The 13384-nt window shown below is 58.7% G+C and carries 15 protein-coding genes; all 15 read right to left on the bottom strand.

Going from position 1 to position 13384, the window contains the following annotated elements; all coding sequences use genetic code 11:
- Positions 1-195: 195 nt before the first annotated feature.
- Positions 196-753, bottom strand: a complete 558-nt coding sequence (gene efp / locus O6929_08100; GenBank protein ID MCZ6480348.1) for an elongation factor P — start codon at positions 751-753, stop codon at positions 196-198.
- 32 nt (positions 754-785) lie between these two features.
- Positions 786-1235 (bottom strand): type II 3-dehydroquinate dehydratase, encoded by a 450-nt coding sequence (gene aroQ, locus O6929_08095; GenBank protein MCZ6480347.1) that lies wholly within the window; start codon positions 1233-1235, stop codon positions 786-788.
- Positions 1236-1303: 68 nt separating this feature from the next.
- Entirely contained in the window at positions 1304-2182 is an 879-nt protein-coding gene (locus O6929_08090) for a tetratricopeptide repeat protein (protein ID MCZ6480346.1), read from the bottom strand.
- 30 nt (positions 2183-2212) lie between these two features.
- On the bottom strand, positions 2213-3283 hold the full coding sequence (gene aroB, locus O6929_08085; GenBank protein MCZ6480345.1) for a 3-dehydroquinate synthase: 1071 nt from the start codon (positions 3281-3283) through the stop codon (positions 2213-2215).
- A gap of 3 nt (positions 3284-3286) precedes the next feature.
- A complete protein-coding gene (locus O6929_08080) occupies positions 3287-3847 on the bottom strand; it encodes a shikimate kinase (GenBank protein ID MCZ6480344.1) in 561 nt (186 codons plus the stop codon).
- Entirely contained in the window at positions 3831-5015 is a 1185-nt protein-coding gene (aroC, locus tag O6929_08075) for a chorismate synthase (protein MCZ6480343.1), read from the bottom strand. Before aroC ends, O6929_08080 begins: the two co-directional genes overlap by 17 nt.
- A gap of 301 nt (positions 5016-5316) precedes the next feature.
- Entirely contained in the window at positions 5317-5994 is a 678-nt protein-coding gene (locus O6929_08070) for a hypothetical protein (protein MCZ6480342.1), read from the bottom strand.
- 101 nt (positions 5995-6095) lie between these two features.
- The gene (pilQ, locus tag O6929_08065; GenBank protein ID MCZ6480341.1) at positions 6096-8450 is read right to left on the bottom strand and encodes a type IV pilus secretin PilQ; all 2355 of its coding nucleotides are present in this window, start codon (positions 8448-8450) and stop codon (positions 6096-6098) included.
- Positions 8450-8941, bottom strand: a complete 492-nt coding sequence (locus O6929_08060) for a hypothetical protein (protein MCZ6480340.1) — start codon at positions 8939-8941, stop codon at positions 8450-8452. The genes pilQ and O6929_08060 overlap by 1 nt, the downstream gene beginning before the upstream one ends.
- Complete coding sequence (gene pilO / locus O6929_08055) at positions 8938-9555, bottom strand: type 4a pilus biogenesis protein PilO (protein MCZ6480339.1); 618 nt, start codon at positions 9553-9555, stop codon at positions 8938-8940. The genes O6929_08060 and pilO overlap by 4 nt, the downstream gene beginning before the upstream one ends.
- Before the next feature lie 19 nt (positions 9556-9574).
- On the bottom strand, positions 9575-10114 hold the full coding sequence (locus tag O6929_08050) for a PilN domain-containing protein (protein MCZ6480338.1): 540 nt from the start codon (positions 10112-10114) through the stop codon (positions 9575-9577).
- Positions 10111-11172, bottom strand: a complete 1062-nt coding sequence (gene pilM, locus O6929_08045) for a type IV pilus assembly protein PilM (protein MCZ6480337.1) — start codon at positions 11170-11172, stop codon at positions 10111-10113. The genes O6929_08050 and pilM overlap by 4 nt, the downstream gene beginning before the upstream one ends.
- 225 nt (positions 11173-11397) lie before the next feature.
- A complete protein-coding gene (locus O6929_08040; protein MCZ6480336.1) occupies positions 11398-11559 on the bottom strand; it encodes a hypothetical protein in 162 nt (53 codons plus the stop codon).
- Positions 11556-11858 (bottom strand): hypothetical protein, encoded by a 303-nt coding sequence (locus O6929_08035; GenBank protein MCZ6480335.1) that lies wholly within the window; start codon positions 11856-11858, stop codon positions 11556-11558. The genes O6929_08040 and O6929_08035 overlap by 4 nt, the downstream gene beginning before the upstream one ends.
- A gap of 435 nt (positions 11859-12293) precedes the next feature.
- The coding region (locus O6929_08030) for a hypothetical protein (protein MCZ6480334.1) at positions 12294-13384 on the bottom strand (1091 nt) is incomplete at its 5' end.

The raw sequence follows: 13384 nt of genomic DNA, 5'->3' as shown, positions 1-13384 counted from the left end.
CACATAAACGGTATGGAAAAGCCATCACGTGAAGACAGAAAAGAGCTGTCCATTAATCAAGCGCGGATTCAATCCAGGTGCTGGGAAACCGGGTGGTGATGAAAGCTGGGCGGCTCAGGATCTTGAGGTGGAGGGGGTCGGTATCCTGGATCAGTTTTGGCAGGCCTTTCATGGTGCAGGATGCCATTCGTCCAGTTAGGCCCGCCCGATGTAGGTTGCCGTCCGGGTGTCGACGCGGATCCGGGTTCCCACTTCGATAAACAGGGGAACTTGAATGACCGCTCCTGTCTCTAGTTTGGCGGGCTTGGAGCCACCCGAGACGGTGTCCCCGCGGACACCGGGCTCTGTCTCTAACACCGTAAGCTCCACGGCGATGGGAAGATCCACGCCGATCACCTCCTCGTGATAGAAGAGGATCATCACTTCCATCTCCTCTTTGAGATAGGCTCCCGCCTTGCCTAGTTGCGTTTCTGTCACTCCAAACTGCTCATACGTCTTGACGTCCATGAAGATATAGTCGTCTCCTTGCCGATAGAGAAATTGCGCCCGCCGCTGTTCCAGGGAGGCAGGCGAAAGCTTTTCGTCAGGGCGAAAGGTGCGATCGGTGAGCGCGCCGGTACGCAGATTTCTCAGTTTCGTCCGGACCATGGCCCCGCCCTTTCCTGGCTTGTGATGCTGATACTCGACTACGAGATACGGTGCGCCGTCCAGCTCGATCTTGTTTCCCGGGCGAAGGTCGTTGGAAAGGATCATGGGCTGGCCTCCCGGACGTGTGTCGGTCAGGATCAGCGGCCCCGGTTCTGTTGCTTGACCACGTGTATAGCCGCCTCGAGGCCGAGCAGGTAGCTAAAGGGCCCGAAACCGATGATCTGTCCGGCCGCCACCGGGGCAATCAGGGACCGATGTCGGAATGGTTCTCGAGCATGGATATTTGAGAGGTGGATCTCGATTACTGGAATGCCGACCCCGACCACGGCATCCCGGAGGCTCACGCTGGTGTGCGTCAGCCCTCCGGCGTTCAGCAGAACCACGTCGGCCCAGCCGCGTGCCTGATGAAGGCGATCAATCAGTATCCCTTCTTGGTTGGACTGGAGAAACTGAATTTCAACCCCCCGCGTCTCGGCTGCCCGGCGAACCTCCTCCTCGAGCTCGCTGAGGGTCATGGTTCCATAAATTTCAGGCTCTCTGACGCCTAGGAGATTCAGATTGGGACCGTTCAGCAGCAGGATTCGCATGAACGCCTCAGTTTGACGTGGAGAGGAGCCATACACCGATCACAGGCGAACTCGGGTAGCCGCAGACGTTACCCCGTTCCTCCCTGTGCACTCTTCAGCTTTCGGAACGCATCACGCCACGCCTTGAGGAGCGCGACCGGCTCTCCTCGCCTGCTCTCCAGCTTTCGGAACGTATCACTCTGAGTCTCGTGGGGCTCAATTCGCTCTTGCCGATGTTCCTTCAGCTTTCGGAACGCATCACGCCATGCTTCGAGGAGACGGAGTGCCTCGTCGTCGCGTCCGATAGAGGCGGTAGTCTCCCTTCCTCCGGGGCCCTGCCCGCGGGTCAGGGCATCCTGATGTTTGTCCGCCAGATCCTTCCGGTCCGGGGCCTCTGCCATCACCCGGCCATAGATCTCGGCTGCCTGATCATGAAGGCCCTGGGCTGCATACAAGTCGCCAAGTGTCTCGGTTGGCAGAGGCTCCGTCTCGGAAGCAGGAGGTTCTTGGACTCTCTTTGGAACCTCCGGGGGGATTGTCCTTACTTCGCCCTCGGTACGGGCCTGGAGCCGCTCGACGGCTGTTCGGATCTCCTTGTCGAATGGATGGAAAATTAGTGCGGCCCTATAGGCGTCCAGGGCCTCTGGAATCTCATCCCGCGCCTCGGCAATCTCCCCCAGGAAGTGGTGAGCCAAGACGCTTTCCGGGTCAAGTCCGAGGACGCGCTGAAAAGCCTCTCGCGCTGGCAGGAGATCCCCTTTTTCCTTAAAGCCCCGGCCCAGGACCATATAGGCGCTAGCATAGGTCACATGGTGAGTGAGTCCCTCTTGGCAGATTTCTATTGCCTCCTCGAGCCTTCCCTCCCGTCGGTAGGCATCCGCCAGCTGGGCAAAGACCAGTGAACGGGGATTCTGCGCTAGGGTGGTCTCCATCTGCTTGATATGTTCAATATCCGGAAGTGATGCCACAAAACACCTCAGCAAAGAAAATCGGTGATTCTATGACAGTTTCTGGAGTGCACCAACAGGGTCCAGAATCGGCGCCACCGTAACATCGCCAAAATCCTTTGTCAAGACAAAATACGTCAAGTTTTCCCTTAGCTTCTTGTCATAACCAATAGCTTCTGTTAGATTTTCAGGGGGTACAGGGAGGGCCGTTGGAAGACCGATCCGTTCTATGACGTGCTGAAGCCTCTGGGGAAGTTCTTCGCCGCACAGCCCCATTTGACACGAGATTCGTGCGGCTGCCACCATACCAATAGCCACAGCTTCCCCGTGGGTCAACTGTCGGTACCCAGTGGTTGCCTCAAGGGCGTGCCCGACCGTATGACCGAAATTCAGCACGGCTCGAACCCCCTCATCCCGTTCATCGCGCTCCACCACTGCTGCCTTTATCCGGCACGAGGTCTCCACCATGTGGATTACTGCGTCTTCTTTTCTCTCCAGAACGGAAGGGAGGTGTGTTTCAAGCCATTCAAAAAACGCCTTGTCCGCAATCACCCCGTACTTTACGACCTCGGCCAACCCGGCGTGAAACTCCTTCGGCGGCAGGGTCCGAAGAAGGCATACGTCGCTTACAACCAGCTGCGGCTGATAGAAAGCCCCCACCATGTTCTTGGCCTGAGGGAGGTTAACCCCGACCTTGCCCCCTATACTGCTATCCACCTGAGCGAGTAGACTGGTGGGGGCGTGAATCAGCGGAAGACCTCTCATGAACGTGGCGGTGACGAAACCAGCGAGGTCTCCGATGACCCCTCCCCCCAACGCCACGATCGGGGACCGGCGGTCGAGTCCGAGCGGGAGCAGCCTTTCGTAGAGGGTACCCGCCACCTGCAGGTTCTTGAACTCTTCCCCATCCGGGACTTCAAGGAGTGTCAGCGCAATCCCTACAGCTTCAAGGGAAGAGAGGACCAAACGACCATAGAGAGGAGCAACCACTGAGTTGGTGATGAGGACGCCACGCCCCGAGAAACCGAAAGGTCGACACAACTCTCCAATCGCTGGGAGGACATCTGCCCCGATGTAAATTGGATAGCTCCGGTCTCGAAGGCTTACGGTCACCTTTTCCATCAGCTAGCCTTTGAGGACTTCATGGAGATCGACGCGTGCCACGACCTGGGCAACGACCTCCTCGATACTCAAGTCGGTCGTGTCAATAGGCTCACCCACCTGGGCGTAGACCGGGGCACGAATTCGCATCACCTCCCGAATCCGTTCCAGCTTGTCCGCGTGCCAGAGCAGGGGGCGGTGTTCCATTCCCTCGACCCGCTCCAGGATTCGTTCCGGCGCCGCCGTGAGACAAATGATCTCTCCGTGCCTGCGGAGACCGTGAAGGTTCTCGGGGTCCACGATCGTACCCCCCCCAGTCGCGATGATGCATCCGTGGAGCCGAGAGAGGCGGGAGACTACGGTCCGCTCGAGCGCCCGGAAGAGAGCCTCTCCCCGCTCCCGAAATATCGCGGGGATATCGAGGCCGCTTTCTTGCTCAATAAGTTCATCGAGATCGTAGAAGGGGACCTTGAGTTGCTCCGCCAGGTAGCGGCCCACCGCGGTCTTTCCTGTCCCCATCATTCCCGTGAACACAATGTTGCCCATCCCGGCACCGTTCACGGTCACCTCAGCGTTCTCGGACATAACGTGCGTAGGTGTCAAAGTTCCGCTTCATCTCCTCGAGACTATCCCCCCCGAACTTCTCGCGCAGCGCGTTCGCCACTTCGAAGGCGACCACCCCTTCTCCAATGACCCCAGCGGCGGGGACAGCGCAGACGTCGGACCGTTCCACAGTTGCCTCGAATGGTTCCTTGGTTTCCAGATCCACCGAGCGGAGAGGGGCATACTGAGTGGAGAGGGGCTTCATGGCGGCGCGGAGGAGAATTGGCTCCCCATTAGTCACCCCACCCTCCAACCCTCCGGCATAGTTGGTTTTCCGGTAAAACTTCAAGCCGTGAGGCCCCTGCCGCTCAGGATCATAGAAGATCTCATCGTGGGCTTCGAATCCGAAGCGGCCAGCCACCGTGAAGCCGAACCCCACCTCGACCCCTTTGATGGCCTGGATACTCATCAAAGCCCTCGCCAGGCGCCCATCGAGCTTCCGGTCCCACTGAACATAGCTTCCCAAGCCGACCGGAACCCCCTCAACGATAATCTCAAATATTCCTCCCAGGGTCGTCTTACGCCGTCGGGCCTCATCGATTTTCGCCACCATCGCCTCGGCGGCCTCTCGATCTACGCATCGGACAGGGGAGGCCTCGGCGAGGGCCTGAATCTGCTCGGGGGTCGCATCGCCCCGACTCGCCCGTACCCCGCCGATCTCCACGACGTGGCTCAGGACGGAGATGCCGAACTCCCGGAGGAGGCGCTTGCAAACTGCTCCCACGGCCACGCGAGCGGTGGTTTCCCTGGCGCTGGACCGCTCAAGGACGTTTCGGATATCTCGGTGCCCGTACTTGATGGCACCTGCAAGATCCGCGTGTCCTGGACGGGGCCGCGTGACCGGGGGGCGGGTGTCCTGGACCTTCACCTCCACCTCGATCCCCATGGTCTCTTGCCAATTGGTGAAGTCCCGATTGGTGATGATGAGGGTAATGGGAGACCCGAGGGTCACGCCGTGTCGCACGCCAGCGGTGATCGAGACCCGATCTTGCTCGATCTTCATCCGCCCGCCCCGGCCATACCCCATCTGCCGTCGGCTGAGCTCTACATCGATATCTTTAGGGCTCAGCGGCAGATTTGCCGGCATCCCCTCCACAATCGTGGTCAGGGAGGGTCCGTGTGACTCCCCTGCTGTCAAGTAGCGCAACATGCTACCTTCCCCCCACTTTCCTCCTGCTCCCTCGGCGTGGGATCCAGGGGGGAACATGCGACCGGAAAGATATCCCTCTCAATTACGGCGCTTTCCAATTTAGGGTTGGATTTCCAGGTTGACTTTCTGTAACTCCAGATCTCCCTCCTCCGTGCAGAGCTTGCCCTGAAGCACTGGCCCGGCGATCTCCAAACGCTGCATCGTTAGTGGAAAATCGGTGGCAGAAAGGGTGCAAATAAAATGGTATTGGCCCTACACCTCCATCCCAGATCCTTATTCCTTGTCTCCGTCGGCTTGCGTTTCAGGGGGAACGCGTAACCAGGTATGTGAGGAGGTTTTGGACAAACCGATTGCCGTCCCTCCATCCATTCTGAAGCTCTCGACCGAGATCAAGGGCAACACCCACCACGGTCCCCTGCCCTACTCGCTGCTCGGCGATCAAAGGTGAAGGAAACCCCGTCCTCCCACCAGCATATTGGGCGATTTCCACTGCGGCTGGCTTGGGATTGAGATCATTGAAAGATCCCACAGTCCGAAAAGTCACCCCCCGTAGGATCGGATGATCCGGCTGAATCGGGATAACCTCCTTGAAGGGAACGGACCGCCAGTCGTCCCTGGTTCGGATCTCGAAGGGGACGAAGGCTGCCATTGGCTGGTACCCGCCGCTCCCGTAGGCATTGGGGCCCCCTGTGATCAGGAGGGAGCCTCCTTGGTCGAGGAACTCTGTGAGGCGTTCCTGTACAGCCCCAGGCAGTTGGTTATAGGGGATATTCGAGAGAATCACCACGGCAAACTCCATGAGGTCGCGATCCCCGAGTTCATTCGCGACCTGAGCCCCCATGACCGCTTCGGTAGGGACGTAGGAGTTATCCCCCAGCGCCAAAACGAGTTTCGTGGGCTCTGCCGTCGCGGAGCACCACCAGAGGCCAACACCCAGGAGCACGCCCATGAGCATGCGGATCGGATTTTTTCGCGACATTTCGCACACCTCCGTGAGATTATCTTAGCGGAAAATCAGCGCCAGGAAAAGAAGAAACGCACCCCAGAGGGGTGCGTTTCACACTGTGCGGGTACCGTATTCTACCGCTGGGCCCTGGGAGAGAGTTCAATGATCGTGGGAGTGATAAAGATCAGCAGCTCAGCGGTCCTAGGCTTTAGATCTTCGGTTCGGTTCTTGAAAAGCCATCCCAGGACCGGAATACTGCCGAGGAAGGGGACTTTGTTTTCGTTAAACCTTGTCGTGCGCTTCCGGACCCCCCCGATGACGACGGTCGTGCCATCGTCGACTAAAAGGCTGCTCGTGGCTTCATTTCTATTAAACGAAAAGGCGAACCCGCCTGCGAACGTGATTTGCTCACCCACAGTGTCATCCGTGACTCTGACCCTCATAAAGACCCGCCGATCGGCCGTGACGTGGGGGGTGACCGTGAGGCTCAGGACCGCCTTCTTGAAAGTCACCGTGGTCCGGCCCGAGGAGTCGACCGTGGTAAAGGGGATTTCCTCCCCTTGCTCAATCACCGCTTCTTCATTGTCCAGGGCCATGATCCGTGGGCTGGAGAGGGTTCGGGCCAGCGACTCTTCTTCCAGGGCGGTAAGCTGAGCTTGGAGTCTCAACGTATCGTTTATCTTCCCCACGACGACCCCAATCGCGCCGGCGGGGCCCGGAATCGGCAGGTTGACCGCTGCCGGGACGCCTGCGGTAACCGCGGGTGTAAGTCCAGCAGGAGTTACAGGAGTTGGCAGGGTTCCCGCTGTGTCGCCGAAGAGCTGAGAGAGAACAAACGGGTTCCTCCCCGCGGGGCCACCAAGGTCTACGTGAGTCCGTTGAAAGCCCCACTGGATGCCGAGGGAGCGAGTGTGTTCTGAAGCGACGGTCACGATCCGGCCCTCGATCATCACCTGCGCGGTCGGCGTATCCAGTTCCCGCAAGACGGTCCGCATCTTCTCGATATTGGCCTCGGTATCTTGAATGAGAAGCGACGCCGTCCGATCGTCCACCGAGATGCTCCCGCGCTTGCTCTTGATCTTACTCAGGCTCTGTACCATCTTCTTCGCATCGGCGTAGCTCACCCGAATGATCGCCGTCGTGAGCGGTGCGACCGGCTCCTCCATCTCATCCACAAGTTCTTTGCGGCGCTCACTCCTCTCCTTGCGAATGGAGGACAGCTTGGCCACCCGGATGATGTTGTCCTCCCGGACGAAGCCAAGCCCATTGATCCGCAAGATATTGTCGAGTGCCCGATCCCAGGGGACATCGATCAGGCGGACCGTCACTTTCCCCTTGACATCCTCGCCGGCCACAACATTCTGACCGCTCACCTCCGCGATGATCCGAAGCAGGTTATTGACATCGGCATCCTTGAAGTCCATGGAGAGGCGGGCAATCTCCGGCTCAGCGGGGGCCTCTGGAGGAACGAACACCACCGGTGCGACCGGAGCAGGGGGAGGAGCGGAAGGGACAGGAGCAACAACAGGAGTAACAGGCGCAGGTTGCCCGACGAGGGGCTCCGGAGATGGTTGAGGAGGGGCTGCCACGGCAGTCACTCCCTGGAGTGAGAGGATGATGCCTTGGGGAGTCTGGACTGCCTCGTGGCGCACCTTTCCTTTCAGATCCACAACGATCCGGACCACCTTCTCTGGCTCGAGGCTGTACTGGGTCGATCGGATACGCTGCACTGGTCCTGGTAACTGCCTGACGTCGAGAACTTTGGCAGCCTTCGGATCAATAACCGCACCGCTCACGTCCACAACGAGACCCGGAGGCGTACCGGTTTCGGATACGTCAAAGGTGACTTCTCCGCTGGTCCGGACGAGTAGTTTGGCCTGCCCATTCTGGGGCCTGTAGTCAATGCTGTGTACCTGTCCCTCCTCCTCTTCCAGGGGCGGCGCGGACAACTCCATCTCTGCTTCGACCTCGGGCGCAGCCTGTGCGATCGCCGGAGGCTCGGGCTTCTCCGCCACGAGCGCGGCCTCCCCGATCGCAACCTGCAATTCATCAGGAGCCGTATTGACGTGGTAGGGTAAATTGGTGGTCAAATCAACGACGATCCGGACGACCTTGACGGGCCGGGTCTTATACTGAGAACTCCTGATCTGCCTGATCGGTCCCTCGGCTTTCAATGATTTGGGGACCGCGTGGACCGCGTTGGGGATATCGATCACCACCCGGGGTGGGTCAGGAAGAGCGAAGGATTCATAACTTTCCACTTTATGGTCGGTCTTGATCAGAACGATCACGGAATCCGGGCCGACCCCTCCCAATTCGACACCGGTCACCCGGTTGGGAGCGGCAGTCGGGGTGGCCGCATGGGCCAGTGCCGCTCCTGGCGCGGTCGGAACCAATACGGTGGGCATCACAATCCATGAGAACGTGACCACCCCCACCAAAACCCCTACGCCCCACCGGGAGGTCTGGGAGGTCGTTTCCCGCTCCATTATCTTCCCTCCTTTTTCTCGAGCTCTAGCCTAATCGTTCGGACCCGTGGCCGGCCGGCCACCTTGCCACCCTTCATCTCAATGAGGACTGCATCTTTCGTGATTTCCTTCACCCGCGCGTCAGGGCCCAGGCGGTCGTCTACCCTCAAAATGTGCCCCAGGCCGTCCGGCGTCTCGAGGAGCGCGAAATACTGGTTCCTTTGCCAAACGATCCCCGAGAGCTTATAGCCGCCGACGTCGATGGCCGTCTCTTCGCTCGGGGGTTCCACGAGAGGGTGAAAGGGGTCACGCCGTCCCTCCGGACGGTACCGCGCCGGCCCGAGACCCTTGGGGGCCCTGGCGCGTGCGGTAGAGGACTCCCCTTGTCGCGCCATCGCGGTACGCTTCGCTTGGGGTGGGCGGGAAGTGGGTGCTTGTTGCGGTGGCGGTTCAGAAGAGCACCCTGCGAGCACCACACTGAGGAGCAGGAGACTGAGAGCAAAAGGTCTCATCTCTTTCTCCTCCCCTGCGCGCCCTCTTGGGCGCCCTCTTCCGCGCCTCCAAAGGTATAGGTCGTTGCGGTAAATTCTCCCAAAATGGTGGCTTCCCTCGTCCTCCCCCGGGACTTCTTGGTCTGCTCTAGTTTGAGGTCGGTGATATTTACGATACGCTCCATCCGGCTGAGTTGCTCAAAAAAGTGGCCCAGCTCGTGATAATCCCCCTGTGCCTTTATCTTAATGGGAATCCGGTTCACGAATTCGTCCCGCTTCGGTTTACCGGGCTTAAAGAGGGTAAAAACCAGGCCTGAATCCTGCCCCAGACGGTTGATCTCTGTCAGGAGATTCGGAATTTCCTTCTCTTCCGGAAGAGCACGAACGGCCTTCGCGAGATCCCGCTGAAGTTCCTCCCGGGCTTTCTTCAGCTTGGGAAGCTCTAGGCGAAGCCGCCGCTTCTGAAAGAGATCCTGCTCGAGCCGGGCTCTCTGGCCGGACAGACTGTCCCGTTCATTCCGGGCCGGCGTATAAAGGTACATCCACCAGACGGCCACAAAGCCCGCACCCGCGATTCCCAGCAACAGATAAAGTTGCCTTTTCGGTGTATTCGCAAAAAGCCCTTTGAGGTCCATGGACATCCCCCCAGGTGGATCAGCCCATTATCCTGCAGACGATCTCGAACTTCTTTATAGTGATCTTTTGCACCTCGGCCTGCTCCGAAACCACGAGTTCGATGTCCCGTAGTAAGGGAGCGGTCCCGCTCAGCCGGGTCATAAAATTGGCAATCCCAAAATCGGTGAAGGAATACCCCCGAATCGTCAGCCTCGTCCCGGCCTTCGAGACCGAAGTGAGCCATAGCTCATCGGTCAGCTGCTCGCTCAATGCCTGCAGCAGGTGGACCGGCACGCTTTGAGATGCAAGGAGCCGCTGGATCACCTTGAGCCGCTCCTCGAGGGTCTTCTTCTCTTTCTTGAACTGATCAACCTGTTTCGCCACTATCTCCAGCTGCTTGAGTTCTGCCTGCATCGATGTGATCTCTTTCCTGAGTGACCCTGCCTGCCTAGAGACCCCCCACCACATGAATAGCATGATCAGTATGATGAGCCCAGCCGCGGCCCCGCCGGCGAGCGATCGCCAGTCGCGCTCACCAGCGGTGCGGACAGCCCTGGGGAGAAGGTTAACTCTGATCATCGGTCACCCCGCTGCCGTAAGGCGAGCCCGACCCCGACGACCAACTGAGGGCCGATGTGCTCCAGGTATTCTGGATCAAACCGTTTCGGGTCCGCCTTCATCTGCCGGAATGGATTGGCGACCTCTATCTGCAACTCCAAGGCCTCGCCAAGGTGAGGGATGAAGCGGGGAAGGCGCGCTACGCCGCCGCTCACCAACACCCGGTGGATGACACCCGACGCGGAAGCGGAACGGAAGAAATCGATCGAGCGTCGGATGTCGCCGGCCAGCTCCGCGTGGACGAGATCGAGCGCCGACTCACTATCCGCCGCGGTGTACCCATCAACCTCCCCCCCCAGTTTCAGCGTCTCTGCTTGCTCGTAGCTCAACCCTAGCATCTTTTGGATCGATTCGTTATACCGGTTCCCTCCGATGACGCTGTCCCGGGTAAAAACAAGGACCCCTCCGCGCAGGATCGTGATGGTCGTCACTGCCGCCCCGACATGCAAGAGGGCCGTGACCTCGTTCGGGTTGACCTCGTATGCCGCCTCGAACGCATTTGCCACGGCAAAGGCATCCACATCCACCACGGCGACTTTGAGCCCGGCGGAGGAGGCCACGGTGAGGTACTCACCAATGACATCCTTCTTTACCGCCACGAGCAGGACATCCATTTCCACAGCCCCTGGGGGGCTTTGCAGGATCTCAAAGTCCAGGTTCACGTCCTCAATGGCGAAGGGGATGTGTTGCTCGGCTTCCCACTGGATCGATTCCTCAAGCTCCTGCGGTTTCATCAATGGCATCTTGATAGGCTTGATAATCACCGAATGCCCCGAGACCGCTACCGCGACATCCTTGACGGTCACCTTATGCTCGTCGAAAATCTGCTGAATCGCACCGATCACGGCACCGCCGTCCATGATTGCGCCATCGACGATCGCTTCCGGCGGCAGGGGCGTAATTCCCATGTGAACGAGGTCGTACCCCTTCCCGTGTGGTTTGAGCTGGACCGTTTTTACCGAACTCGTCCCAATATCCACGCCCAACAGAGGCTTTCGGCTTTTGAAGAGTGAAACCATCACAAAACCCTTTCCTTATAGATAGATGGCCAGTGTCCCTTCAAATCGTTCACCAATTTTGTAAGCGTAATAATCCTGCTTTTCGAGTTTGTCAAGTAAAAAACTAGCAAAAAATGGGCCAAGTCTTTCCTCCCCTCCATTCAGAGGGATTATGGTCGGTTGTGGAGTCATGCTTTCGCATAGTGAAGTAATCTTAAGCTGGCGAATTGCCCGATAGTATGTCGATCAGCTGCCGCGATCGAGGCCCGGTTTCTTTCTGATCTTGACCCGGTTGTCCGCCATGCCGAGCGCCAACCTGCGAATCGCACTTTTCGCGCCTCCTCCGAACTCTTGTGGCCGGATCTGTGGGGTGGGGTGATGGACCACCCGTTTCTCCATCGCGATCATTTGGCCCGCATTGTCTCGAGTGTGACTGTCTGTGACCGGTCCCCTCGTGTCCAGACGACCGTCACTTGAATCCGCGCCAGACGGTTCGGCGGATTGGTGCCCGGCTCCTGCGCGATCGTCCACGTCCTGGTGTGCCCAGGCTCGGGAGTATCGGTTTGGTTGAGGGGGCCAGGATTGAAAGTCTGATTCTTCAGCTGCTCGAGCATCTGCTGCGCATAGGTTGTAGCCTTCGATTGGCCGCCACTGACGTTGACATCGACGTAACCGATGGGGAACGCGACGGCTGCGCAAGTATTCACCGATGGGCATAGGGGTGCAATATCAATGCCAAGGAACCACCCTATTTTGCTGCATTGGCGCGCTACTCCACCCGGTCACGGTATGTCGGTTTTGGCCCTCACTCCCCGCTGGTGGCCCTCCCCTCCATGCGCTCTGAACGGCGCTCGGAGTCCTCCTCTGATTCTCCTCGGCTGGCCTCAGCCTCCTGGATCAGAGGTTTCAAAAGTAATACCTGTTTCCTGATACCCCCCAAACGCGGGGACCTGTATTCATCGAATATCCTAACGGTCCTGGGGAATTCGCCTTTCCACAGCCCAAATGATAGATGAAGCATCCGGCCCGAACTGTCTGGACTATCGAGGGGCCAAGGGAGAGCAAATGAGGGGGGCTGTTGTGATATGGCCTATCAGGTCCGAAGAGCGTTTTTCGGAGGTGCCACAGTCCGGGGTTATTTCTTACGGAAACAGTTCCCGCCACGTGCCGGCCACCGGCCTGAACTTGGCCCGGGCAAGGGCTACATCGTAGTGGAACCGGGCGTCATTCTTGATGCGTATCTTATCAGCGACAATCGCCCCGTAGATTTTCCATCCACCGCCATTGAATTCAACCTCGCCATCACGGGCATAAATGGCCCCATAAAACTTGCCCCCACCCCTCTCCATCTTAATTGCGTCCCCCCCAGACACAGAGGAGAATATGAGCAGATTCGTGGTCGTGGGAATCTCGCTCGCGTTGATCTCGGCCCCGCCCTGGGCATTGAACTTGCCCGTCATGTAGATCATCACCGGGCCGGTCACGTCGAGCGTCGCGTTCGATCCCACAGCAATCTCATTGAAGGAATAGGTTCCCGGGTCGAGCGTGACTGTCTCGCCCGAGCCCACGGTGAGATTATACGTACTCGTATTGTAAGCCCCCGGAGGAGAAATGCCGATGGTATCACTCGTCGGAGGCGGGTAGCTGATGTCCGTTACGACGGTGATGGGTGAAACCCCCTTAGTAACCGAATCGCTAACATCGCACAGCTGGGGGGGGGCACCTATCTGAGAATTATCACCGCACGATACGGTGCCTCCCGCCTGAGCATTTCCGTTCACGGTGTTATCCCTACGGAGGATGATGTCCCTATTACTGTGGATATGCCCCTCCGCTCCGGCCGTATCAGGATCATAGTCCCCCAGGGTCGAATCGTAACTGTCTACCACTACACGATCATCCAAGTTCACGGAGTCCATACCGAGCATGGCGAACTGGAATGGCGAGGCCTCTTCCTCTACAACCACCTCCACTTGGGCCCTCGCGCTGCTGGGCGTACCGCAGTCGTAGACACACCCGGTCGCAGTGATGATCCGTTGTGTGGGGCTACTGGGTGGTGTACCAACCGTCACGCTGTAAGTCCCGACGATAGGACCGCTCGCACCGTCGGGACCCAGGGGTTGGTCCTCTGTAGTCCACCCATCGTCCCCATCGAGGTTCAACTTTGCGATGGCCCATTCGGCCCCGGCCTCGGCCAGGTGGAAGGCCTGGAGGCGCTTCCGCTCGTTAATGG

Source organism: Candidatus Methylomirabilota bacterium, from assembly GCA_027293415.1.
Lineage (GTDB): Bacteria > Methylomirabilota > Methylomirabilia > Methylomirabilales > CSP1-5 > CSP1-5.
Note: the sequence above shows the minus strand (reverse complement) of the source record. Positions and strands in the feature narration are given on the sequence as shown.